The 23,434-nt window shown below is 69.4% G+C and carries 22 protein-coding genes and 1 tRNA gene; 15 read left to right on the forward strand and 8 right to left on the reverse strand.

What is annotated here, in order from left to right:
- Positions 1–40 precede the first annotated feature (40 nt).
- Positions 41–2,788 carry a pyruvate dehydrogenase (acetyl-transferring), homodimeric type gene (aceE, locus tag ACFY1J_RS03410; RefSeq protein ID WP_390706362.1) on the reverse strand — a complete coding sequence of 916 codons (2,748 nt, stop codon included), beginning with the start codon at positions 2,786–2,788 and terminating at the stop codon, positions 41–43.
- A 482-nt stretch (positions 2,789–3,270) separates the two neighbouring features.
- Here aceE and ACFY1J_RS03415 point away from each other — a divergent pair, with 482 nt between their 5' ends.
- The 6 genes from ACFY1J_RS03415 to ACFY1J_RS03440 all read left to right on the forward strand — a co-directional run bounded on the left by ACFY1J_RS03415 (position 3,271) and on the right by ACFY1J_RS03440 (position 7,844).
- A complete protein-coding gene (locus ACFY1J_RS03415; RefSeq protein WP_263208317.1) occupies positions 3,271–3,708 on the forward strand; it encodes a DUF3052 domain-containing protein in 438 nt (145 codons plus the stop codon).
- 142 nt (positions 3,709–3,850) lie between these two features.
- Positions 3,851–4,309, forward strand: coding sequence for a peroxiredoxin (locus ACFY1J_RS03420; protein ID WP_390706361.1), 459 nt, complete (start codon positions 3,851–3,853; stop codon positions 4,307–4,309).
- A 115-nt stretch (positions 4,310–4,424) separates the two neighbouring features.
- The gene (locus tag ACFY1J_RS03425) at positions 4,425–5,000 is read left to right on the forward strand and encodes a TerD family protein (protein WP_363298963.1); all 576 of its coding nucleotides are present in this window, start codon (positions 4,425–4,427) and stop codon (positions 4,998–5,000) included.
- 94 nt (positions 5,001–5,094) lie between these two features.
- On the forward strand, positions 5,095–5,670 hold the full coding sequence (locus ACFY1J_RS03430) for a TerD family protein (RefSeq protein ID WP_316757284.1): 576 nt from the start codon (positions 5,095–5,097) through the stop codon (positions 5,668–5,670).
- A 160-nt stretch (positions 5,671–5,830) separates the two neighbouring features.
- Positions 5,831–6,970, forward strand: a complete 1,140-nt coding sequence (locus ACFY1J_RS03435) for a DUF475 domain-containing protein (protein WP_390730499.1) — start codon at positions 5,831–5,833, stop codon at positions 6,968–6,970.
- Between the two features lie 136 nt (positions 6,971–7,106).
- Positions 7,107–7,844: a Tellurium resistance gene (locus ACFY1J_RS03440; RefSeq protein ID WP_390706955.1), complete on the forward strand. Its 738-nt coding sequence runs from the start codon at positions 7,107–7,109 to the stop codon at positions 7,842–7,844.
- Positions 7,845–7,847: 3 nt separating this feature from the next.
- On the opposite strand, the gene ACFY1J_RS03445 is transcribed toward ACFY1J_RS03440, so the two are convergent.
- A complete protein-coding gene (locus tag ACFY1J_RS03445) occupies positions 7,848–8,684 on the reverse strand; it encodes a TerD family protein (RefSeq protein WP_390706359.1) in 837 nt (278 codons plus the stop codon).
- A gap of 186 nt (positions 8,685–8,870) precedes the next feature.
- Here ACFY1J_RS03445 and ACFY1J_RS03450 point away from each other — a divergent pair, with 186 nt between their 5' ends.
- Genes ACFY1J_RS03450 through ACFY1J_RS03460 form a run of 3 tightly spaced genes read left to right on the forward strand, consistent with a single transcriptional unit; the run spans position 8,871 to position 13,323 of the window.
- Positions 8,871–10,037 carry an HpcH/HpaI aldolase/citrate lyase family protein gene (locus ACFY1J_RS03450; protein ID WP_390706358.1) on the forward strand — a complete coding sequence of 389 codons (1,167 nt, stop codon included), beginning with the start codon at positions 8,871–8,873 and terminating at the stop codon, positions 10,035–10,037.
- A gap of 23 nt (positions 10,038–10,060) precedes the next feature.
- A complete protein-coding gene (locus tag ACFY1J_RS03455) occupies positions 10,061–12,511 on the forward strand; it encodes a phosphoribosyltransferase (RefSeq protein ID WP_390706357.1) in 2,451 nt (816 codons plus the stop codon).
- Positions 12,511–13,323, forward strand: a complete 813-nt coding sequence (locus ACFY1J_RS03460; protein ID WP_390730500.1) for an HAD family hydrolase — start codon at positions 12,511–12,513, stop codon at positions 13,321–13,323. Before ACFY1J_RS03455 ends, ACFY1J_RS03460 begins: the two co-directional genes overlap by 1 nt.
- 20 nt (positions 13,324–13,343) lie before the next feature.
- Here ACFY1J_RS03460 and ACFY1J_RS03465 read toward each other — a convergent pair whose 3' ends face one another.
- Positions 13,344–13,562: a zinc ribbon domain-containing protein gene (locus ACFY1J_RS03465; RefSeq protein WP_390706355.1), complete on the reverse strand. Its 219-nt coding sequence runs from the start codon at positions 13,560–13,562 to the stop codon at positions 13,344–13,346.
- Between the two features lie 404 nt (positions 13,563–13,966).
- On the opposite strand from ACFY1J_RS03465, the gene ACFY1J_RS03470 reads away from it, so the two are divergent.
- The 3 genes from ACFY1J_RS03470 (at position 13,967) to ACFY1J_RS03480 (ending at position 18,718) form a co-directional block, all read left to right on the forward strand.
- Entirely contained in the window at positions 13,967–16,087 is a 2,121-nt protein-coding gene (locus ACFY1J_RS03470; RefSeq protein WP_390706954.1) for a transglycosylase domain-containing protein, read from the forward strand.
- 48 nt (positions 16,088–16,135) lie between these two features.
- The gene (locus ACFY1J_RS03475) at positions 16,136–17,434 is read left to right on the forward strand and encodes a hypothetical protein (RefSeq protein ID WP_390706354.1); all 1,299 of its coding nucleotides are present in this window, start codon (positions 16,136–16,138) and stop codon (positions 17,432–17,434) included.
- A 159-nt stretch (positions 17,435–17,593) separates the two neighbouring features.
- Positions 17,594–18,718 (forward strand): amidase domain-containing protein, encoded by a 1,125-nt coding sequence (locus tag ACFY1J_RS03480; protein ID WP_390730501.1) that lies wholly within the window; start codon positions 17,594–17,596, stop codon positions 18,716–18,718.
- Here ACFY1J_RS03480 and ACFY1J_RS03485 read toward each other — a convergent pair.
- The 3 genes from ACFY1J_RS03485 to ACFY1J_RS03495 form a co-directional block, all read right to left on the reverse strand.
- Complete coding sequence (locus ACFY1J_RS03485) at positions 18,706–19,248, reverse strand: DUF4383 domain-containing protein (protein ID WP_390706352.1); 543 nt, start codon at positions 19,246–19,248, stop codon at positions 18,706–18,708. The two genes, ACFY1J_RS03480 and ACFY1J_RS03485, sit on opposite strands and share 13 nt — an antisense overlap.
- An 83-nt stretch (positions 19,249–19,331) precedes the next feature.
- A complete protein-coding gene (locus ACFY1J_RS03490) occupies positions 19,332–20,720 on the reverse strand; it encodes a hypothetical protein (protein WP_390730502.1) in 1,389 nt (462 codons plus the stop codon).
- A gap of 74 nt (positions 20,721–20,794) precedes the next feature.
- Complete coding sequence (locus ACFY1J_RS03495; RefSeq protein WP_390706350.1) at positions 20,795–21,595, reverse strand: DUF4097 family beta strand repeat-containing protein; 801 nt, start codon at positions 21,593–21,595, stop codon at positions 20,795–20,797.
- Between the two features lie 152 nt (positions 21,596–21,747).
- On the opposite strand from ACFY1J_RS03495, the gene ACFY1J_RS03500 reads away from it, so the two are divergent.
- Positions 21,748–21,819: transfer RNA gene (locus ACFY1J_RS03500), tRNA-Val, on the forward strand.
- A gap of 43 nt (positions 21,820–21,862) precedes the next feature.
- Here ACFY1J_RS03500 and ACFY1J_RS03505 read toward each other — a convergent pair.
- Together ACFY1J_RS03505 and ACFY1J_RS03510 are read right to left on the reverse strand one after the other, a co-directional pair.
- Complete coding sequence (locus ACFY1J_RS03505; protein WP_390706349.1) at positions 21,863–22,207, reverse strand: hypothetical protein; 345 nt, start codon at positions 22,205–22,207, stop codon at positions 21,863–21,865.
- Positions 22,208–22,274: 67 nt separating this feature from the next.
- A complete protein-coding gene (locus ACFY1J_RS03510) occupies positions 22,275–22,727 on the reverse strand; it encodes a MarR family winged helix-turn-helix transcriptional regulator (RefSeq protein ID WP_390706348.1) in 453 nt (150 codons plus the stop codon).
- 60 nt (positions 22,728–22,787) lie between these two features.
- Here ACFY1J_RS03510 and ACFY1J_RS03515 point away from each other — a divergent pair, with 60 nt between their 5' ends.
- Together ACFY1J_RS03515 and ACFY1J_RS03520 are read left to right on the forward strand one after the other, a co-directional pair.
- Positions 22,788–23,159: a hypothetical protein gene (locus ACFY1J_RS03515; RefSeq protein ID WP_390706347.1), complete on the forward strand. Its 372-nt coding sequence runs from the start codon at positions 22,788–22,790 to the stop codon at positions 23,157–23,159.
- 22 nt (positions 23,160–23,181) lie between these two features.
- Positions 23,182–23,409 (forward strand): hypothetical protein, encoded by a 228-nt coding sequence (locus ACFY1J_RS03520; protein ID WP_390706346.1) that lies wholly within the window; start codon positions 23,182–23,184, stop codon positions 23,407–23,409.
- Positions 23,410–23,434: the final 25 nt, after the last annotated feature.

Consider the following 23,434-nt stretch of genomic DNA (forward strand, 5'->3'; position numbering starts at 1 on the left):
TCAGCAGCTCAAGGGCCGCTCGAGCCGCGAAACCGCGGCGCTACGCGTCGCCGCCGGCCGCTCCCGGGTCCGCCGCCGACACGTCAAGGAGCTGGTACCGGTCGATGGCCTGCTTCAGCACCGAACGGTCGACCTTGCCCTCCCGCGCCAGCTCGGTCAGCACCGCCACCACGATCGACTGCGCGTCGATGTGGAAGAAGCGGCGAGCCGCGCCCCGCGTGTCCGCGAAGCCGAAGCCGTCCGCACCGAGGGACTGGTACGTCCCCGGCACCCACCGGGCGATCTGGTCCGGAACCGACCGCATCCAGTCGGACACGGCCACGAACGGCCCCTCCGAGCCGCTGAGCTTGCGCGTGACGTACGGCGTGAGCTGCTCCTCCTCCGGGTGCAGCAGGTTGTGCTGCTCACACGCCACGGCCTCGCGCCGCAGCTCGTTCCAGGAGGTCGCCGACCAGACGTCGGCCCGTACGTCCCAGTCCTCGGCGAGGATCCGCTGCGCCTCGACCGCCCACGGCACCGCCACGCCGGACGCCATGATCTGCGCCGGGACGGAGCCCGCCGTACCCGCGCCGATCCGGTGGATGCCCTTGAGGATGCCCTCGACGTCCACGTCCGCCGGCTCGGCCGGGTGCTGGATGGGCTCGTTGTAGACGGTGAGGTAGTAGAAGACGTCCTCGCCGTGCGGGTGCTGCGCGTCGCTGCCGTACATACGGCGCAGGCCGTCCTGCACGATGTGCGCGATCTCGTACGAGTACGCCGGGTCGTAGGCGACACAGCCGGGGTTCGTGGAGGCGAGCAGCTGTGAGTGGCCGTCCGCGTGCTGCAGACCCTCACCGGTCAGCGTCGTACGGCCGGCGGTCGCGCCGAGAACGAAACCGCGCGCCAGCTGGTCGGCCATCTGCCAGAACTGGTCACCCGTGCGCTGGAAACCGAACATCGAGTAGAAGACGTACACCGGGATCAGCGGCTCGCCGTGTGTCGCGTAGGCCGAGCCGGCCGCGATCAGGGAGGCCGTGCAGCCCGCCTCCGAGATGCCGTCGTGCAGCATCTGGCCCGTCGGCGACTCCTTGTACGCGAGCAGCAGGTCGCGGTCCACCGCCTCGTACTGCTGGCCGAGCGGGTTGTAGATCTTCGCGCTCGGGAAGAAGGAGTCCATGCCGAACGTGCGGTACTCGTCCGGTGCGATCAGCACGAACCGCCTGCCCAGCTCCTTGTCCCGCATGAGGTCCTTGAGGAGCCGGACAAAGGCCATGGTCGTCGCGATCGACTGCTGACCCGAGCCCTTCTTCACACCCGCGTACGTCTTGTCCTCGGGCAGCGCGAGCGGCTTGGAACGCACGACGCGCGTCGGGACGTACCCGCCGAGCCCCTTGCGCCGGTCGTGCATGTACTGGATCTCCTCCGAGTTCCGGCCCGGGTGGTAGTACGGCGGCAGGCCGGACTCCAGCTCCTTGTCGGAGATCGGCAGGTGCAGCCGGTCGCGGAAGCCCTTGAGGTCGGTGACCGTCAGCTTCTTCATCTGGTGCGTGGCGTTGCGGCCCTCGAAGTTCGGGCCGAGCGTCCAGCCCTTGATCGTCTTGGCCAGGATCACCGTCGGCTGGCCCTTGTGCGCCTTGGCCGCCGAGAACGCCGCGAAGATCTTCCGGTGGTCGTGACCGCCACGGCCCAGGTGCAGGATCTGGTCGTCGGTCATGTGCTCGACCATCGCGCGCAGCCGGTGGTCGTCGCCGAAGAAGTGGTCGCGGATGTACGCGCCGGACTCGGTTGCATACGTCTGGAACTGGCCGTCGGGCGTGGTGTTCATCCTGTTGACCAGCACGCCGTCGCGGTCCTGGGCGAGCAGCGGGTCCCAGGTGCGGTCCCAGACCAGCTTGATCACGTTCCAGCCGGCGCCCCGGAAGACCGACTCCAGCTCCTGGATGATCTTGCCGTTGCCGCGCACCGGGCCGTCGAGCCGCTGCAGGTTGCAGTTGACCACGAAGGTGAGGTTGTCCAGGCCCTCGCGCGCCGCGATGGACAGCTGGCCGAGCGACTCCGGCTCGTCCATCTCGCCGTCGCCGAGGAACGCCCACACATGCGACTTGGAGGTGTCCGCGATGCCGCGCGCCTCCATGTAGCGGTTCATCCGGGCCTGGTAGATCGCGGCCAGCGGGCCGAGGCCCATGGAGACCGTCGGGAACTCCCAGAAGTCCGGCATGGAGCGCGGGTGCGGGTAGCTGGAGAGCCCGTTCGGGTACTTCGACTTCTCCTGGCGGAAGCCGTCCAGCTGCACGTCGGTGAGCCGGTCGAGCAGGTAGGCGCGTGCGTAGATGCCGGGGGAGGCGTGTCCCTGGAAGAAGACCTGGTCGCCGCCGTCGCCCTCGTCCTTGCCGCGGAAGAAGTGGTTGAAGCCCACGTCGTAGAGCGAGGCGGAGGAGGCGAACGTGGCGATGTGGCCGCCGACGCCGATGCCGGGGCGCTGCGCGCGGGACACCATCACCGCGGCGTTCCAGCGGGTCGCGTTCAGGATCCGGCGCTCGATTTCCTCGTTGCCGGGGAAGAACGGCTCGTCCTTGGTCGCGATCGTGTTGACGTAGTCCGTGCTGCGCATCTCGGGCACGGCCACGCGCTTCTCGCGGGCGCGCTCGATCAGGCGGAGCATCAGATAGCGGGCCCGCTCCCGGCCGCGCTCGTCCACGGCGGCGTCGAGGGAGTCGAGCCACTCCTGGGTCTCTTCGGGATCGAAGTCAGGTACCTGACTCGGAAGGCCGCCAATGATGATCGGGTTGCGATCGGATCCGGAAGCCACGCTGTTCCTTACCTGTCAGAGGGCCGCTTCTGCTTGGGCTTTTTTCTCGGGCGTATCCCTTGTGCCAGCACCGTCCCCCATCGTGTACCTCGGGGAGGCCCACGTCATCTCTACTCGGTGGTAACCGAGACGTCCGTACGGTCTCCCTCAAGCCGTACTCGGGCGGCTCGGGCCAAAACGCAACGATACGCCCAGCGTATGACGTGATTGGCAAAGGCGTTCGAGCGCCGCACTCCCGGGTGATTCACGGAGGGTTCCTAAGCTCGCAAAGCGGGCACAAGGGTGCAGAAGAATGTGGTGTGGGTCACCCTGGGTTTGGGAGGGGTGCCAGGAGTTGCGGCGACACGGCCAGGATCGTCACCGTTTCGGCGGTCTGAACGGCCGGGTACTTGCGCGATCCGTCCCGCCCGTGTGGACTACGGCCAATGCTTCGCGCACGCGCGTGGCTGAGATAGTTACCAAGAATGATCAGGAGGCAACCCGTGAGCGCGACCGCGGACCACGCGGAGGAGCGGACGAGCCCTGCCGTCAGGCTGGGGTTCCAGCCCGAGCAGGTGGTCCAGGAGATCGGCTACGACGACGACGTCGACCAGGAGCTCCGCGAGTCCATCGAGGAAGTCATCGGCAGCGAACTCGTGGACGAGGAGTACGACGACGTCGCAGACGCCGTGGTGCTGTGGTTCCGCGACGAGGACGGCGACCTGACGGATGTGCTGGTGGACGCCACCACGTACATCGAGGAGGGCGGCGCGATCCTGCTCCTCACGCCGAAGACCGGCCGTGACGGGTACGTGGAGCCGAGCGACATCTCGGAAGCCGCCGTGACGGCGGGGCTGTCGGCCTCCAAGAGCGTCAGTGTGGGCAAGGACTGGAGCGGCTCGCGTCTGGTGACGCCGAAGGCCGCGAAGTCCAAGCGCTGATCGAGCAGTGACCGCCGTCCCTCGCCGGACGGGCTGATGTCAGCCGGGCTGGGCCGAAGGCCCAGCCCGGCGCCGCTGCGCCCCGGGGGCGGCTGCGTAGGGTGGTGCCACCCGAACAGCCCCTCCGAAGGGAAGCAGGACCATGGCGATTCAGGTCGGCGACAAGGCGCCCGACTTCGAGCTCAAGGACAACCACGGCCGCACCGTGAAGCTCTCCGACTTCCGGGGCGAGAAGAACGTGGTGCTGCTCTTCTACCCCTTCGCCTTCACCGGCGTGTGCACCGGCGAGCTGTGCGAGCTGCGGGACAACCTGCCCAGGTTCGAGGACCGCGGCACGCAGGTGCTCGCCGTCTCCAACGACTCCATCCACACCCTGCGCGTCTTCGCCGAGCAGGAGGGCCTGGAGTACCCCCTGCTGAGCGATTTCTGGCCGCACGGCAACATTTCGCGCGCCTACGGCGTCTTCGCCGAGGACAAGGGTTGCGCCGTCCGCGGGACCTTCATCATCGACAAGGAAGGCGTCGTGCGGTGGACCGTGATCAACGGCCTGCCGGACGCGCGGGACCTGAACGAGTACGTGAAGGCGCTCGACACCCTGTGATTCTTGGGAGTCAGGGCCTGCGGGCAGCGGGAACCCCTCACTAGGATCGAATCGTTGATCCGGTATCCGAAGCACCTCGGGGCTCCCCGCCCCTGGACACGACATGGAGGGACTCGTGGGAGTCAGCCTCAGCAAGGGCGGCAACGTATCCCTGACCAAGGAGGCCCCGGGTCTGACCGCGGTCCTCATCGGTCTTGGCTGGGACGTCCGCACCACGACCGGCACCGACTTCGACCTCGACGCCAGCGCCCTGCTGCTGGACACGTCGGGCAAGGTCGGCAGTGACCAGAACTTCGTCTTCTTCAACAACCTGAAGAGCCCGGACGGCTCGGTGGAGCACACCGGCGACAACCTCACCGGTGAGGGCGAGGGCGACGACGAGGTGATCAAGGTCAACCTGGCGACGGTCCCGGCCGACGTGGACAAGATCGTCTTCCCGGTGTCGATCTACGACGCCGAGAACCGCCAGCAGTCCTTCGGCCAGGTCCGTAACGCCTTCATCCGGGTCGTCAACCAGGCCGGCGGTGCCGAGATCGCCCGCTACGACCTGAGCGAGGACGCGTCCACCGAGACGGCCATGGTCTTCGGCGAGCTCTACCGGCACGGCCCGGAGTGGAAGTTCCGTGCCATCGGCCAGGGCTACGCCTCGGGGCTGCGCGGCATCGCGCAGGACTTCGGCGTCAACGTCTGAGATGTGACCGCCTCGTCCGGCGCCGCACCGTTTACGGTCGGCGCCGGACGTGCAGGACAACCGAAGAAGCACCACCTAGGGGAGGACCAGCATCATGGGCGTCACGCTCGCCAAGGGGGGCAACGTCTCCCTGTCCAAAGCCGCACCGAATCTCACGAACGTGCTGATCGGGCTCGGCTGGGACGCACGCTCCACCACCGGAGCCCCCTTCGACCTGGACGCCAGCGCGCTGCTGTGCCAGGGCCAGCGGGTGCTCGGCGACGAGTGGTTCGTCTTCTACAACCAGCTCAAGAGCCCGGACGGTTCGGTGGAGCACACCGGAGACAACCTCACCGGTGAGGGCGAGGGTGACGACGAATCGATTCTGGTCGACCTGCTGAAGGTCCCGGCCGTCTGCGACAAGATCATTTTCCCGGTCTCGATCCATATGGCGGACGAGCGCGGCCAGACCTTCGGCCAGGTCTCCAACGCCTTCATCCGGGTCGTCAACCAGGCCGACGGCCAGGAGCTCGCGCGCTACGACCTCAGCGAGGACGCCTCCACCGAGACGGCCATGATCTTCGGCGAGCTCTACCGCTACGGCGGCGAATGGAAGTTCCGGGCCGTCGGACAGGGGTACGCGTCGGGGCTGCGGGGCATCGCCCTGGACTTCGGCGTCAACGTCTCGTAGGCGATCCCGACGGCTGGCCGCACCATCTCGGACCAGTGTGTTCCGTGGCCGGGCGCCCCTCCTGGCCCGGGTTGAGGGGCAGGCCCTACACTTCGGGTCAACAATGAGTAAAGCCGAGTACGGCGCGGGGGAGACCCGTACACACACGATTGGGTAGCCAGTGCTTCTGAAAACCTTCGGCTGGTCGTTCGCGATTACCGCGCTCGGTCTGGTCGCGGCGGTCTTCTACGGGGGGTGGGAGGCCTTCGGCATCGTGGCGATCCTCTCCGTCCTGGAGATCTCCCTGTCGTTCGACAACGCGGTGGTCAACGCCGGAATCCTGAAGAAGATGAACGCCTTCTGGCAGAAGATCTTCCTCACGGTCGGCGTGCTCATCGCGGTCTTCGGCATGCGACTGGTCTTCCCGGTCGTGATCGTCGCCATCAGCGCCAAGATGGGCCCCATCGAGGCCGTCGACCTCGCTCTCAACAACAAGGACCACTACCAGGAACTGGTGACCGACGCCCACCCGGCGATCGCCGCCTTCGGTGGCATGTTCCTGCTGATGATCTTCCTCGACTTCATCTTCGAGGACCGGGACATCCAGTGGCTGCGCTGGATCGAGCGGCCGCTGGCCAAGCTCGGCAAGGTCGACATGCTGTCGGTCTGCATCTCCCTGATCGTCCTGCTGATCACCTCCTTCACCTTCGCCACCCACGCCCACCAGCACGGCGGCGCGCACGTCGACAAGGCGCAGACGGTACTGATCGCCGGTATCGCCGGTCTGATCACGTACATGATCGTCGGCGGTCTCTCCGGCTACTTCGAGGACAAGCTGGAGGAAGAGGAGGAGCGGGAGCACGAGGAGGAGGAAGAGGCCGCGCGCACCGGCAAGAAACGCTCGCCCGTGGTGCTGGCCGGCCAGGCCGCGTTCTTCATGTTCCTCTACCTGGAGGTCCTGGACGCGTCCTTCTCCTTCGACGGCGTGATCGGCGCCTTCGCCATCACCAACGACATCGTCCTGATGGCGCTGGGCCTGGGCATCGGCGCGATGTACGTCCGGTCGCTCACCGTCTACCTGGTCCGCCAGGGCACCCTCGACGACTACGTCTACCTGGAGCACGGCGCCCACTACGCGATCGGCGCGCTGGCCGTGATCCTCATGGTCACCATCCAGTACGAGATCAACGAGGTCATCACCGGCCTCGTCGGCGTCATCCTGATCGCCTGGTCCTTCTGGTCCTCCGTCCGCCGCAACCGCGCTCTGGCGGAGTCCGAGGGAAAAGAGGGCTCGGACGAGAAGGCTGAGGTGTCCGTCTAGGGCTTGGTCCACATCCGGGGTGTCTCACTTCCAGGTGTGATCACCTTCCGGGTGAGGAACGCTCACAGCGGGGCGGCCGACGGCGGCCGCCCCGCGGTTTTGTGTCACGGGTACGCAGGCGTACATGGGGGCGGGAATGGGTTTCTTCGACGGGCTGCTGGGCGGCCGGGCTGCCGACTTCGACTCGGGCAGTGCCGCCACCAACTCGATCCAGCTCACCAAGCGGCACCAGCAGGTGTCCCTGACCAAGCAGGACGCGGCCACCGGGCATCTGCGCGTCAATCTGACCTGGCGCATGCGGACGTCCGACTTCGGCGGCATCCAGCGCACCAGCCTGTTCCGGCACCCCTTCAAGGCGCTCAAGCCGGCGGAGGTGCTGGGCCACGGGCAGAGCATGGTCAACGTCGACCTCGACCTGGGCTGCCTGTACGAGCTCACGGACGGCACCAGGGGGGTCGTCCAGCCGCTCGGCAACTACCTCGGGGACGTCAACTCACCGCCGTACGTCAAACTCAGCGGCGACGACCGGTTCGGGTCGGCGTCCGGCGAGACGATGTACGTCAACCTGGACCACCGCGAGGAGATAAAGAGGCTGCTGGTCTTCGTCTACATCTACGACCAGACCCCGGCCTTCGACCGCACCCACGCCATCGTCACGCTCTATCCCAGCAACGGCCCGCGCATCGAGATCGGCCTGGACGAACGGCACCCCCAGGCCCGCTCCTGCGCCGTCGTGATGATCGAGAACGTCAAGGGCGAACTGATCGTCCGCCGCGAGGTGAAGTTCGTCTACGGCTTCCAGGGCGAGCTGGACCGGCTCTACGGCTGGGGGCTGCAGTGGGGCCGGGGCTACAAGACCAAGGTGGTGGAGTGACCCTCAGCGGCCGATGAACTGCGGGCCCTGCGGGGGCAGCCTGAAGTCCGGGTTCGGGGCCGCCGTCACCGCAGGGGGATAGCCGTAGCCGGACTGCGCCGACGCGGCCGGTGCCTGGGGATAGCCGTACGCGGGCCCGCCGGCGGGCTGCGGATAGCCGTAGGCCGGCTGGGTCTGGGCCACCTGCGAGGTCCCCGGCTGCGGATAGCCGTACGCCGACTGCGCCGCCTGCGTCGGCAGTATCGTCGGCTGCTCCGGAGGCAGGGGCAGCGACTGGGGCGGCTCCTCGGCCCCCTCGGACTCGTCCACCGAGATGCCGAAGTCGGTCGCCAGGCCCTTCAGACCGTTGGAGTAGCCCTCGCCGAGCGCCCGGAACTTCCAGCCCTCGCCGCGCCGGTACAGTTCCCCGCAGATCAGCGCGGTCTCGGCGCCGGTCTCCGGCTTGATGTCGAAGAGGGCCAGCGGCTCGCCGTCGACGGTGGACGCGTCGTACAGCACGATGCGCAGCGCGTGTACGTGTTCGAAGGCGACGCCGTCCGCCGAGGCGACCAGGAGAATACGGCTGACACCGGTCTCGACACCGGCGAGATCCGTCTGGATCGTGTCGGTCAGGCCCTCGGCGATACGCTTTTTGCCGAGCCGCCACACCTTCCCGGAGGGGTGCCGGGGCTGGTTGTAGAAGACGAAGTCCTCGTCGGAGCGCACACGACCGTCGGGGCCGAGGAGCAGCGCCGAGGCATCGACATCCGGGACCCCCTGCCCGGGCGTCCAGCGCAGCACGGCGCGCACCGTCGTGGCTTCCAGCGGGACGTTCGACCCCTTCAACATCGCGTGCGTCATGCGGTCATCCTGCCTTCTCGGTCCTGGTCACGACAATGCGGGGTAACCACAACCGACAGGGCTGTGCTTGCCGGCGTTACCTGAAATTCATGCCTGGCGGGAACCCATGACATGGAGCCGTACGTACTATTACCGGCCACCTGTCCACCAAATCCAGTTGCTTACCTTGCGCCACGGGGGAGTTCTATGCGTCATTTCGGGCACATCGCCCCTGAGGTGCGGCAGCGCCTCTTCCACCAGGAGCCGTGCGAGTTCACCGCCGACTCCCCGGCCCGGCTGCTCTCCGCGGCCCTGGGCGCCACGCTGTACAGCCCGGCCACCAGGCCGAGGCTCGCCGACGACGTCGTCAAGCAGGCCTCACTGGGCGTGGTCTCGATGGTGCTGTGCCTGGAGGACTCGATCGGGGACGAGGACGTGCTGGAGGGCGAGGAGAACCTCGTACGCCAGTTCGCCGACCTCGACTCCCGGGCCGGCGTGGACCTGCCCCTGCTCTTCATCCGGGTCCGCAACCCGGAACAGATCTCCGACCTCGTACGACGCCTGGGCGCGACCGTCCGGCTACTGTCCGGCTTCGTGTTCCCGAAGTTCACCGAGGAGCGTGGCATCCCCTTCCTGGAGGCGCTGGCCGCCGCCGAGACGGAGAGCGGGCGCCGGCTGTTCGGCATGCCGGTCCTGGAGACGCCCGAGCTGATGTACCGGGAATCGCGCGTGGACGCCCTGGAGGGCATCGCCCGCGCCGTCGACAAGTACCGCGACCGGGTGCTGGCGCTGCGCCTGGGCGTCACGGACTTCTGCTCCTCGTACGGACTGCGCCGCGCCCCCGACATGACGGCGTACGACGTCCAGATCATCGCCTCGGTGATCGCCGACGTGGTGAACATGCTGGGGCGGGCCGACGGCACCGGGTTCACGGTGACCGGCCCGGTGTGGGAGTACTTCCGGGTCCCCGAGCGCATGTTCAAGCCGATGCTGCGGCACAGCCCCTTCCTGGAGGGGCAGGCCGTCGAGCTGCGCGAGAGACTGATCGAGCACGCGATGGACGGGCTGCTGAGGGAGATCTCCCTGGACCAGGCCAACGGACTGCTCGGCAAGACCTGCATCCACCCCTCGCACGTCCTGCCGGTGCACGCACTGTCAGTGGTCAGTCACGAAGAGTTCAGTGACGCCCAGGACATTCTGCGGCCGGAACGCGGCGGCGGGGGTGTACTCAGGTCGGCCTACACGAACAAGATGAACGAAGTGAAGCCGCACCGCGCCTGGGCCGAGCGGACCATGCTGCGCGCCGAGGTGTTCGGTGTCGCCAACGAGGACGTCGGCTTCGTGGAGCTGCTCGCCGCCGGGATCCCCGGCTGACCACCGCCCAACCCAAGGAACGCATGAACAAGGCAGTGAACAACGGGGCTTGGTCCGGCAGTTGGGTCGCCGAGCGACTCGGGGTCGGACTGACGGGCGACGACACGCTGACGGGCCTGCTCGGGCTCGCGCTGCGCCGCAACCCCAAGCGCGCGCACCTGCTCGTCTCCAATGTGCTGGGCAAGCATGTGCCGCAGTCGCCGGGTGTGGTGTACGGGCACGGGTTCGCCCTGGGCCGCAGGGTGCGCGAACTCCTCGGCGACGAGGAGGCGGCCAGGGCCGTCGTCGTGGGCTACGCGGAGACCGCCACCGGCCTCGGCCACTCGGTCGCCGACGGCCTGGGCCTCGCCCCCTATCTGCACTCCACCCGCCGCCCGGTCGCGGGCGTCGCCCGGGCGGGCGGCTTCGAGGAGTCGCACTCGCACGCCACCTCGCACCTGCTGCTCCCGGAGGACCCGGCGCTGCTGGCCGGCGACGGCCCGCTGGTCCTCGTCGACGACGAGTTCTCCACCGGCAACACGGTCCTGAACACCATCCGCGACCTGCACGAGCGCTACCCGCGCGGGCGGTACGTCGTGGTCGCCCTCGTCGACATGCGCTCACCCGCGGACGCCGGACGCCTGGCGGCCTTCGCCCGGGAGATCGGCGCCCGAGTGGACCTGGTCGCCGCCGCCTCGGGAACCGTACGACTGCCCGAGGGGGTGCTGGAGAAGGGGCAGGAGCTGGTCGCCCACCACGAGTCCCGGGAGGCGCCGGCACCGGGGGCCGAGGACGGCCGGATCACCCGCGTCGAGCTCCACTGGCCGCGCGCTCTGCCCGACGGCGGCCGGCACGGGTTCACACCCGCCCACCGGGCCCGCCTGGAGGGCGCCCTGCCCGCCATGGCCGCGCGGCTCGCCGAGGCGATACCCGCCGGCGCCCGCCGTGTCCTGGTCCTCGGCTTCGAGGAACTGATGTACGCGCCCCTGAGGCTGGCCCGCGAGCTGGAGCAGGTCGCGAACGTCGAGGTGCGCTACTCCACCACCACCCGCTCGCCCGTCCTCGCCGTCGACGACCCCGGCTACGCGATACGCACCCGCCTGGTCTTCCCGGCCCACGACGACCCGGCCGACGGCCCCGGCGAGCGCTACGCCTACAACGTCGCGGGCGCCGGCTTCGACGCCGTCGTCGCGGTGGTCGACTCGGCCGCCGACACGCCCCGACTGCACGCCCCCGACGGCCTGCTGGCCCAACTGGCCGCGCACACGCCGCACGTTCTGCTCGCCGTCGTACCGTCGTACGTGCCCGAGCCCCTGTACGTACCCGAAAGGCCCGCCATGCTGCCCGAGCCCCTCCGCGGCCCCGCCTTCTCCTCGTACGCGCCCGACGAGGTCGGCTGGCTGCTGCAGGACCTCTCGGACGTGACGCTGGAGGCGCCGACCGAGGAGCGTGAGGAGGCGATCCAGAGCGGCGGCGCGCACTACGCCGAGTCGCTGCCGGTGGAGTACCAGCCGAGCGAGCAGTACCAGGAGCTGTTCCACGCGGCCCTGGAGGCCTCGGCCGAACGGATCGCCCAGGCGGCCGGCGTGGTCACGGAGGCGGTGATCGCCGAGCGGTCGCCCCGGCCGGTGCTGGTCTCCCTGGCCCGCGCGGGCACCCCGGTCGGTGTGCTGATGCGCCGCTGGGCCAGGTTCCGGCACGGACTCGACCTGCCGCACTACGCCGTGTCCATCGTGCGCGGGCGTGGCATCGACGCCAACGCGCTGCGCTGGCTGGCCGCGCACCACGACCCGCGGGACGTCGTCTTCGTCGACGGCTGGACCGGCAAGGGCGCGATCACCCGCGAACTCGCCGACGCCATCGAGGAGTTCGAGGCGGGCGACGGGATCACCGGCTTCGACCCGGAGATCGCGGTGCTCGCCGACCCGGGCTCGTGCGTGCGGACGTACGGCACCCGCGAGGACTTCCTCATCCCGTCGGCCTGCCTCAACTCGACGGTCTCGGGCCTGATCTCACGCACCGTCCTGCGCGCCGACCTGGTCGGCCCGAACGACTTCCACGGCGCCAAGTTCTACCGCGAACTCGCCGGCGTGGATGTGTCGGTGGCCTTCCTGGACGCCGTCGCCGCGCGCTTCCCCGAGGTCACCGACACCGTGGACACCGCGGTCAAGGAACTCCTCGCCGCCGACCGCACCCCGACCTGGGAGGGCTGGGCCGCGGTCGAGCGGATCAGCAAGGAGTACGGCATCCACGACGTGAACCTCGTCAAGCCCGGCGTCGGCGAGACCACCCGGGTGCTGCTGCGCCGAGTGCCCTGGAAGATCCTCGCCCGCGCCGGGGCAGGCCCCGACCTGGAGCATGTCCGGCTGCTGGCCGAGCAGAGAGGGGTGCCCGTCGAGGAGGTCGGCGAACTGCCGTACACCTGCGTGGGGCTGATCCACCCGCGGTACACGCGCGGCGCGACCGGCGCCGACGGCAAGGCGGTGACGGTCTGATGCCGGTGCTGGTGGCGAGCGACCTCGACCGTACGCTGATCTACTCCGCCGCGGCCCTCGCGCTGACCATGCCGGACGCCCGGGCGCCCCGGCTGCTGTGCGTGGAGGTGCACGAGAGCAGGCCGCTGTCCTATATGACGGAGACGGCGGCGCAGCTGCTCGGCGACCTCGGCGACGCGGCGGTGTTCATGCCGACGACCACCCGGACCCGCAAGCAGTACCTGCGCATCAACCTGCCGGGCCCGGCGCCGAAGTACGCGATCTGTGCCAACGGCGGCCATCTGCTGGTGGACGGCGTCTCGGACCCCGACTGGCACGCGCGCGTGCAGGACCGGCTGGCCGACGAGTGCGCGCCGCTGGAGGAGGTGCGCGCGCATCTGGCCGAGACCGCCGACCCCGCCTGGGTGCGCAAGCACCGGATCGCCGAGGACCTCTTCGCCTATCTGGTGGTCGAGCGCGAGCTGCTGCCCGAGGAGTGGGTCAAGGAGCTCGCGGTGTGGGCGGAGAACCGGGGCTGGACGGTCTCCCTGCAGGGCCGCAAGGTCTACGCCGTGCCGAAGCCGCTCACCAAGAGCGCGGCGGTGCGTGAGGCCGCCCGCCGCACCGGCGCCGACCTCACGCTGGCGGCCGGCGACTCCCTGCTCGACGCCGACCTGCTGCTCGCGGCCGACCGGGGCTGGCGCCCGGGGCACGGCGAGCTGGCCGACGCCGACTGGACCGCACCGGCGATCAGCGCGCTGCCCGAGCGGGGCGTGCTGGCGGGGGAGCGGATTCTGCGGGAGTTCCTGCGGACGGTACGGCGGCCGTCCTAGGCTGCCTCCCCAGGGAAGCGTCAGCCGCAGCAGCCCCCGCCGCAGCAGCCGCCTCCGCCGCCCGCACGGGGCGCGGGGGCGGGTGCGGAGGCCGAACCCGCGACGGCTACCGTCGACAGCAGCTTGACCGTGTCGTCGTGGCCGGCGGGGCAGTCGGCGGGGTCGGAGGACTGTGCCATGGGACGGCTCAGTTCGAACGTGTCGCCGCAGGTCCGGCAGCGGTACTCGTAGCGAGGCATAAGCACAGGTTAACCGGCGTGACGGTAATCACTACACCTCAGAATTTCATGAGTGTTCGACTCTGTCCGATACTTGTGCGGAGATTTTGAAAAGATCGCTGATAATTTAGGCAGGCCGCGAGGAGCCGTAAGACCGGGGGAACAGGGGGGCTCGTGACGCCGCGCCCACCGCGGTTGTGCCACCCGCTGAGTCTCAACCCACGCGCGCAAGACCGAGTGCGAGGGGAGACGCAGTCGTGACCGACGCATCACAGCGGACGGACGACCCGGAGGGCGAGGACCACGCCCGGACCGGAGCCCGTGTGCCGTTGGACGCGGACGAGACCCTTCATCTGAAGGTCGACGCCCTGCGCGCGGACGAGACCCTGCACCTGAAGGTCGACGCCCTGCGCGCCGACGAGACCATGCAACTCCGCGTGCCGCCTCCCCCGCCGCCCACCGCCTCCGGCGGCCGCGCCGACCGCCGCCGCAGTGCCCGCCCCACTCCCCGCGGCCGCCTCGTCGCCGCGCTCACCGGCCTGCGTGACACCCTGGGCCCCCGGCTCGCGCCGCTCGCCCCGTACGCCCGCCGCCTCAGACCCCTCTATCCGCGCCCCGGCCGCAGCGGCTGGCGCCGCTGGGTGCCCTCCTGGCGCCAGTGCCTGGGCGCCTGGCTGACGTCCTTCGGTCTGCTCAGCCTGTTCCTGGTCGTCGCCTACGCCGCCACGGACATACCGACCAACCTGAACACGTACGCCACCCAGCAGGACAACGTCTACTTCTGGTCCGACGGGACGCCGATGGCCCGCACCGGCTGGGTCCAGCGGCAGGCCATGCCCCTCAAGGACATACCCGAGGACGTGCGCTGGGCGGTGCTGGCGGCGGAGAACGAGAGCTTCTACTCCGACCCCGGAATCTCCGTCAAGGGCATCACCCGCGCACTGTGGAGAACGGTCGGCCAAGGGGACACCGAGGGTGGCTCCACCATTACCCAGCAGTACGTCAAGAACGTCTATCTGAACCAGAACCAGACCATCAGCCGCAAATTCACCGAGGCGATGATCGCCCTCAAGCTCGACAACAAGATGAGCAAGGACGAGATCCTCGAGGGCTATCTCAACACCAGCTGGTTCGGCCGCGGCACCTACGGCATCCAGCGCGCGTCACAGGCCTACTACGGCAAGGACGTCAGCAAGCTCAACGCCAGCGAGGCCGCCATGCTGGCCTCCCTGCTGAAGGGCGCGGGACTCTACGACCCCACGCTCAGCGCGGCCAACCACAAGCGGGCCGAGGAGCGCTGGACCTGGATCCTCGACCGCATGGTCAAGATCGGCAAGCTGTCGCCGGCCGAGCGGGCCAAGTACCGGACGTTCCCCGAACCGCTCAAGACGGCCCGGGTCTACGACACCGGCAAGCAGAGCGACTACCTGGTGGAGCTGGCCCAGCAGTACGCCAAGAAGTCCGCGCACATCTCGGACAAGCAGTTCGACCTCGGCGGCTACCAGATCTACACGACCTTCGACCGCAAGCGGGAGTCCCGGCTCACCGACGCCGTCGCCAAGGCCCGCAAGCAGGCGAAGCAGGACGACCCGAAGGGCGTGAAGACCGCGCACTACGGCGCCGCCTCGGTGGCCACCGACGGCCGGATCATCGCCGTGTACGGCGGCCCCGACCACCGTACGCAGGGCTTCAACGAGTCCAACGCGTCCACCGTCCAGGCCGGTTCGGCCTTCCTGCCGTTCGTCTACGCCGCCGCTCTGGAGCACGGCGTCCACAAGACCCGCAACGGCCCCGCGACCCCGGTCACCCCGCAGACCCTCTACAACGGCGACAACGGCGTCCCGGTCACCACACCCGAGGGGCCGTACTGGGACCGCAGCGGCAAGCGGGTCGCCGCCCACAACGACGGCGGGCAGTCCTACGGGCAGATCAGCCTGGGCAAGGCGCTCGCCCAGTCGGTGAACACCCCGTTCATGCAGCTCGGCATGGACACCGGCCTGGCCAAGGTCCGGCAGACCGCCGAGGCGGCCGGCCTGCTCCCCTCCAGCATGGGACCGCAGGTGCCCGCGATGTCCCTGGGCAACTCCACGCCCAGCGCCATCCGGATGGCGAGCGGTTACGCCACCTTCGCCGCGCAGGGGCAGCACACCGACCCGTACTCGGTGCTCCGCATCACCCGCAACGGCTCGGTGGTCAGGATGGACACCCCCGCCGAGCGCCAGGCGGTCGGCGCCAAGGTGGCCGAGGAGGTCTCCCAGGCGCTGACGGACTCCCTGCTGACCGCCCACCCCGGCGCGGCCACCCCCGCCGCGCCGACGGCCGGCCGCACCGGCGCCGCACTTCCGGCCGGCGGGAAGGCCGGGACCACCGAGAACGACACCGCCGCCTGGTACGCCGGGACGGCCGACTCCGTGTCGACCGCGGTCGTCGTCTACCGCATGGACCTCGCCAAGAGTCTCGAACCACTTCCGCTCAAGGGCCTGGCCGGTACAACCAATGACAGCGTTCCGTACGTCATATGGGCGAAGGCCATGGGCCTCGGTTGACCTCGATGGCCCGACGACCTCCCACCCCCCGCACAGAATGAGCCGCCCATGAACAGGAAGCAGCCGTCCGGCCGTCGCCGCCGGGACCGCGCCCGCCGCCGTCCACCCCGCCGCGCAACGCGCCCGGAAGTCATGACCCTGGCCGCCTTCCTCGTCGTGGCCTCGCTGGTCGCCGGTTTCCTGGCGCTGGTCCGCCAGGACAACACGGCGCCCGCCGCGTCCGCCAAGGGCTCCAGGGCCGCCTCGCCGAAGACCGGCAAGGAGCCCAAGTGGGACGGCAAGACCAAGATCCTGGGCGATGGCTCGACCTCCTACACGGGCCCGCAGAAGGGGGAGCTGAAGGCCGTACCGCTCAAGCCGGGTGAGAAGCCGCCCCAGTTCGTCGTCTTCTCCTGGGACGGCGCGCTGCAGGGCGACGACGAGCTCTTCTCCCACTACCGGGAGCTGGCCAAGCAGTACGACGCCCATATGACCTTCTTCCTCACCGGCATCTATCTGCTGCCCAAGAGCAAGAAGGACCTGTACCACCCGCCGCAGCACAAACCCGGCGCCGCGGCCATCGACTACCCCACCGACGAGCACATCCGCACCACCCTGGAACAGCTGCGCCTGGCGTACGACGAGGGCAACGAGATCGGCACCCACTTCAACGGCCACTTCTGCGAGACCAAGGGCAGCGGCAAGGACTGGAGCGTCGACGACTGGAAGCAGGAGATCGACCAGTTCTTCTCGCTCGTGGAGAACTGGAAGACCAACACCGGCTACACGGACATCCCCGCACTGCCCTTCGACTTCAAGAAAGAGGTCACCGGAGGCCGCGCGCCCTGCCTGGAGGGCCAGCCGAACCTGCTGAAGGCCATCAAGGGCTACGGCTGGCGCTATGACGCCAGCTCCACGGGCGACTTCCAGATATGGCCGTCGAAGAAGAACGGCATCTGGAACTTCCCGCTGCAGCTGCTGCCGTACGGGGACAAGATCCAGGCCCTGTCGATGGACTTCAACTTCCTCTACAACCAGTCCGACGGTGAGACGAAGGGCAACCCGGCGTTGTACCCGCAGTGGGAGCAGCAGACGGTCGACGCCTACATGGCCGGCTTCAACCGGGTGTACTACGGCAGCCGGGCGCCGCTGTTCATCGGCAACCACTTCGAGGACTGGAACGGCGGCATCTACATGAAGGCCATCGACCAGGTCGTCAAGAACGTCTGCACCAAGAAGGGCGTCAAGTGCGTCTCCTTCAAGGAGCTGGCCGACTGGATGGACGTGCAGAAGCCGGAGACGCTGGCGAACCTGCGCAGCCTGGATCCGGCGCAGTCGCCGGGGGACTGGTCGACGGTGGTCAAGTGACGTCCGAGCACTGGTGATTCCACTTGTGCAACCCCCTTCACAACCAACACACATGCCGTGCGAAGATGCCATCCCCCGGTAGGTGTACCGGTGTAGAGGGGAACATCATTGAAATCTAGAAGATTGAGCCGTAAGGGCCGTCGTGCCGGAATAGTCTCGGTGGCCGCCGCTTCGGTCGTCGCCGGAGTGGCGCTGGTGCCCAACTGGAGCGCGGGCGCCGCCGTAGTGGACGACCCGACCGTGGACGCCGCGACCAAGGCGACCTTCCAGAAGCTGGCCGACGCGGTCTTCACCGACCGCACGGACGCCCTGGTGGACGGGGGCCACAAGAAGCGGGCCACGTCCGGTTTCTCGGGCGACGTCAAGCTGTCCGCCACCCGGTCGCGCGAGGAGACCTCGGCGCTGACCGAACTGCACGGCCGTAAGTCGCGCCTGGCGAAGCTGGGCGAGAAGTACAGCGCCGGCAGCACCCGGGTCACGCTGGACGCGACGCGGGTGACCGGGCGCACGGCCAAGGCCGACGTCACCGAGTCGACGACGCTGACCTACGCGAAGGTCAAGGGCACCGAGCCGAAGACCACCGGCTTCCAGGCCCACCACGAGCTGACCTTCCGGGCCGACCGGCACGGCAACTGGCAGCTGACCGACATCAAGGACACCGACAACGGCTACATCGCCGTGAACCAGGTGGCCAAGCAGCCGACCGTCGCGGTGAAGGCCAGCCCCGCCGACGACGGCCCGCCCTCGGCGCCCCGCGCGGCCACCTCGTGGCCGGGGCCCGCCAACCCGAAGAACTTCACCGCCAGCGGCTACGACTACAAGGCCATGGTGGCGTACGCGACCAAGTACTGGAAGAACTACAACCCCGACTACCCGGACTACAACGGGCAGGGCGCGGGCGGCGACTGCACCAACTTCGTCAGCCAGTCCCTGAAGGCGGGCGGCTGGAAGCACGTGCCCGGCTACACGTACGACTTCCACAAGTGGTTCGGCAACTCGGAGATCCAGTCGGACTCGTTCGTCGGCGTCAACGAGTTCTCCTGGTTCGCCCTGTCCTCGAAGCGGGTCACCAGCCTCGCCAACGTCTACCAGCTGGACCTGGGCGACGTGCTGCAGATGGACTTCAACAAGGACGGGTCCAAGGACCACTCCATGATCGTCACCTACCGCAGCCCGATGGGCGTGCCGTACGTGTCGTACCACTCGACCAACACCTACAACCGGTCGGTGGCGAGCCTCGTCGCGTCGTACCCGACCGCCGCGTTCTACGCCTACCGCACCTGATCCGGCCGGTCCCGCCGCTCCGGCCGTACCGCGTCGGGGTGGCGGGCCCGCCAGTACGGGTTGTCGTCAGGCAGGGTGGAACCGACCCTGCCGTACATCCCGAACACCATCAGCAGGATGCCCACCACAAAGCTGAACAGCACGTTCTGCATCTTGAACGCCAGGAAGTTGTGGGGGGTGTCCAGCAGGGCGAGGTTCAGGAACCCGCTCAGCAGGAACAGGATGCCCAGGGTCATGTTCAGCGTGGACGCGAAGTTCCCGCCGATCACCATGCCCACGAAGAGCAGCAGCCCGACGCAGACGGACAGGACGCTCAGCGCGCCGTTGGTGTTCAGCCCCATGGCCGTGTTCCCACCGGTGTCGAAGAAACCGATGTTGTTCGTCAGACCGAGGATGCCGAAGGCGAGCAGGAACAGGCCCATCAGACCGGCGCCCACCCGGTAGACCTTGTTCAGCCGGTGGTCCACGGGAAGATGCTCGTCGAACTTGATCCGCCGCCGAGTGTCCGAGTGCGATGCGTGCGAGGCCATGTCCGCCTCCTTGTGCGGGTGAGTACCGGCGCAGGCCGTACGTCTCTCCCAATATCCGCCCGCCATGCCCCGGCGGCAACGGCTCAGTGTGCGGGACCCCCGCGGTCCTCGCGGATCTGGGCCACCACCCGTGCCACCGTCTGCCGCACGGCCTCCGTCTCGGTCAGGAAGTGCCAGTAGTCGGGGTGACGGCCCTCCAGACCGGTGATCGCCCGCTCCAGCCGGCCCACGGCGTCGTCGAGCGGCCGCGCGTGCCGCGGGTCGGGGGTCGTACGGCCCGTCATGGCCAGCCGCTGGGCGTCCCGGATCGCGAACCGGGTCCGGTCGATCTCCTGCTGCGGGTCCTTCTGCACGGCGTTCAGCCGGTTCAGCCGGTCACCGGCGGCCGACACGGCCTCGTCGGTGGTGTTCAGCAGCGCCCGCACCGTCGACAGCAGCGAGGTGGCGTCCGGCCAGCGCTGGGCGTCCCGGGCGGCCTGCGCCTCCTTGAGCTTCAGCTCGGCCTGCCGCACGCTGTCCACTGCCTGCTGCGGCACGTGCTGGAGGTCCTGCCAGCAGGCCGCCGCGAACCGGCGCCGCAGCTCGCTCAGCACCGGGTCGACCTGGCCGGCCCGGGTGGTCAGGGCCTGCGCCCGGGTGCGCAGCGACACCAGCCGGTGGTCGATCTCGGCCGCCTTCTCCGGCAGCCGCTCGGCCTCCACCCGGACGGCCTCGGCCTCCCGCTGCACCCGTTCGGCCCGCTCCAGCGTCTGCTGCACCCCGTGCTGCCCCGCGCCCTGGTTCAGCTTGGTCAGCTCGGGGGAGAGGGACGCCAGCCGGGCCGCGAGGTCGTCCGCCGTCAGCCCCGAGCCCCGTACGGCGTCCAGGGCGTTGGACGCGGCCAGCAGCGCCTGGCGGGCCCGCTCCACGGCGGGCGCGAGCCGGGCCAGCTGGGTCTCGGCCTTGCCGAGCAGCGACCCGAGGCCGTTGCCGAAGCGGTCCAGCTCCTGCTTGACCCGCACCAGCTCGTCCTTGGCCGCGGTCAGCTCGGAGCGGGCCCGGGCGGCCGTGGAGGCCTCCAGGTCGTCCCGGTCGAGGTCGTGCGCGTCGATCGCCTGGATGTAGCGGTTGCTGACCTCGTCGATACGGCGGCCGAGCGCCTCGAAGTCGGTGACGGCGCGCCGGGCCGCGGGGGAGTCGTCGACGGCCGAGATGGTCTCGATCGAGATCCGCAGATCGCGCTGGGCGGTGTCGAGCTCGTAGAAGGCGGCCGCGGCGGCGTCCTTGGCGGCCTGTGCCTCGGCCCGCTGGCTCTCGGACCGGCCGCCGAACCAGCGCCGGGTGCCGCCGCCGGCGAACGCGGCGGGCAGCGCGAGGGCGGCGAGCACGGGCAGCCCCATCAGGGTGAGGGCGTCCCGCAGGGCCGTGGGGCCGCGCCGGGGCCGTGCGGACGGCGAATACGGCTGCTCGGGTGTCGCCGGTGTCGCCGTCACATCCCTCTCCCGTGCTGTGTTTCGCCCTGGGTGGTGTCATTCTCCCACCCGTTGAAGACGAACACACGAGCCGGTCAGTTCGCGGTTCGCACCGTGACTTTCCCGTCGGCGGTGCGGGCGGAGACGACGTGGCGGCTGGAGTCGCTGCGGGGCACGGAGACGTCCACTTTGCCGTCGCCGGTCTTCGTCGTCACCCGGTACGTGGCCCGGGGCAGCGCGATCATGACGGAGCCGTCGGCGCTCGTGGCCTCCACCAGGTCGGGTACGGCGCCGAGTTCGAGGCGGACCGAGCCGTCATGAGTGGTCGCCCGCACCCGGGGCGAGGAGACCTCGGCGCGCACCGAGCCGTCGTCGGAGCCGAGTTCCAGCGGCCCGGTGGAGTCGGTGACGTGCACGGACCCGTCGTGGGTACGGATGCCGAGCGCGTCGGTGAACCCGCGCGCCCGCACACTGCCGTCGCCGTCCTCCACCTTGACCGCGATGCCGCGCGGCACCTCGATGCGGTGCCTGGCGGAGCAGTCGGCGATGAACCCGGAGCACTTCATCCGCAGCACCAGCCGGTCGTCCTTCATCGACCAGGTCACCTTCGGGTCCCCGCCCACGACGACCTTGCCCTTGAACCAGCGGGTGACCCCGACCGTCCCCGCCTTGTTCGAGTCGGCGGCGACGATCTCCAGCGCCGAGTCGTCGGAGTCGACGGTCAGGGTGTGCCCGTGCAGGGCGAAGGAACGGTGGTCGGGATGCTTGTCGTCCGCCGCGGAGTCACCGCAGGCGGAGAGCGCGGCGGTGAGGAGCACGGTGACGCCGAGGGCGGCGGCCGTAGGGCGGACGGGGGCGGTTCGGGCGGTTCGGCCGGCTCGGGCGGTGGAGGTCATGCCATCGACAGTAGGAATCGGCGGCCCGGGAGCCGATCCGGACGGCTCCCGTATTCGAGGTGGGGATAACCCCCCGACGCCTCCCGTGCGGGCTGCACCGATACAGGTTTGCAGGACAGTGCCCCGGGCAATGTAGGCTGTCGACTCGTCCTGGGTGCGTAGCTCAGGGGTAGAGCGCCTGCCTTACAAGCAGGATGTCGGCGGTTCGAAACCGTCCGCGCCCACACAGGAAGAAGACCCCGGCCGCTGACGGCCGGGGTCTTCTTGTCAGTCGCCCGCGTCCTCGCGGCCCTCGTGCGCGTGCTTCAGCGTCATCCGGGCCGCCACCCGGTCCGCCTCCGCGACCTCCGCCCAGAAGCGGTGACCGCTCACGAACACCGCGAGCTCGTGCTCCCGCTGCCTCAGCTTCTCCACCTCGGCCTGCTCGTCGGCCGTCCAGCCGGGGGAGGCGGGGCGCTCCACCTTCCGCCAGCCGCTGTCGTCGCTGAATCCGTCCAGCGGCTCGACCGACCAGGGGAGGCGCTTCAGGAGGGCCGACAGCTCGGCCCGGACCTGATGCAGCTCCTCCTGACCGGCGAGGAGGTCACTCGGAAAGTCATGGATCGCAGCCACGCGGCAATGCTACGCCTGTTCGATTTTGGGAGGCGAGTTCGTTCCGGAGGTTCATGCGAACGAGTGCTCAGCCCGTGGGCAGGCCCGCCGAGGCCGCCAGCGAGCCCAGCGTCGCATGGAGGAGTTGGCGCTGGTCGGCGGAGAGGTGGGCGGTGATCTCGGCGTCCAGGGCGCGGGCCTCGGCGGCGCAGTCGGCCAGCAGTTCGCGGCCCCGGTCGGTGAGCGTGAGGACCTGGCGGCGGCGGTCGCCGGGGTCGCGCACGCGCTCGACCGCGCCGAGCCGTTCCAGGTGGTCGGCGAGCGAGACCACCAGGCTGGGGGCCACGCCGAGGCGGCCCGCCAGGTCCTGCTGGGAGGCGAACGAGCCCTGGGTGAGGGCCGTGAGGAGGCCCACGTGCTTGGGCTTGAGGTCGTACCGCTCGATCCGCTCGGCGAACCGGTCGCCGATCACCGCGCCCAGTGTGCCGAGCCGGAAGGTGAGCGTGTGCGGCAGTCCGCCGGGCCCCTTGACTTCGTTCATGTCAGGGATGGTACCTTCCAAGAACCATTCTCAATCAGAATGATTCACGGGGTGATTAAGTTGACCACGCACACCGCGCATCTGCTGACAGGCCTCCTCAACGCACTCGTGGCGCTCGTCTCGGGAGTCTCCGCGGGCGTCGGCCTGGCCCGGCCGTCCCTGGCCCTCGCCACGGGCGAGCCGCTCAACTCGGGAGTCGTCTTCTTCGCCCGCGCCTATGCCGTCCGCGCGATCCCGCTCAGCGCGGCGGTCCTGACGCTCGTCGCCCTCGGCTCCTGGGGGCCCCTGGTTCCGGTGCTGATCGTCTCCGGTGCCGCCCAGCTGGGCGACGCGGCGATCGGCGCGGCCCGCCGCAACCCGGGGATGCTGGTCACGGCGGGTGCGCTCGGGGTGGTGCACCTGGTGTCGGCGTGGTGGCTGTCGACAGGGTGACACTGCCCGCTCATGTGCCTCAGTGGCCGGAGTCCCGCAACTCCCGCACCAGGCGGGCCGCCAGCGGAACGGGTACTCCGTGGCGCTCGGCTCCTGGGGGTCCCTGGTCCCGGTGCTGATTGTCTCCGGTGCTGCCCAGCTGGGCGACGCGGCGATCGGCGCGGCCCGCCGCAACCTGGGGATGCTGGTCACGGCGGGTGCGCTCGGGGTGGTGCACCTGGTGTCGGCGTGGTGGCTGTCGACAGGGTGACACTGCCCGCTCATGTGCCTCAGTG

The sequence above is a fragment of the Streptomyces sp. NPDC001406 genome, from assembly GCF_042895285.1.
Classification (GTDB): domain Bacteria; phylum Actinomycetota; class Actinomycetes; order Streptomycetales; family Streptomycetaceae; genus Streptomyces.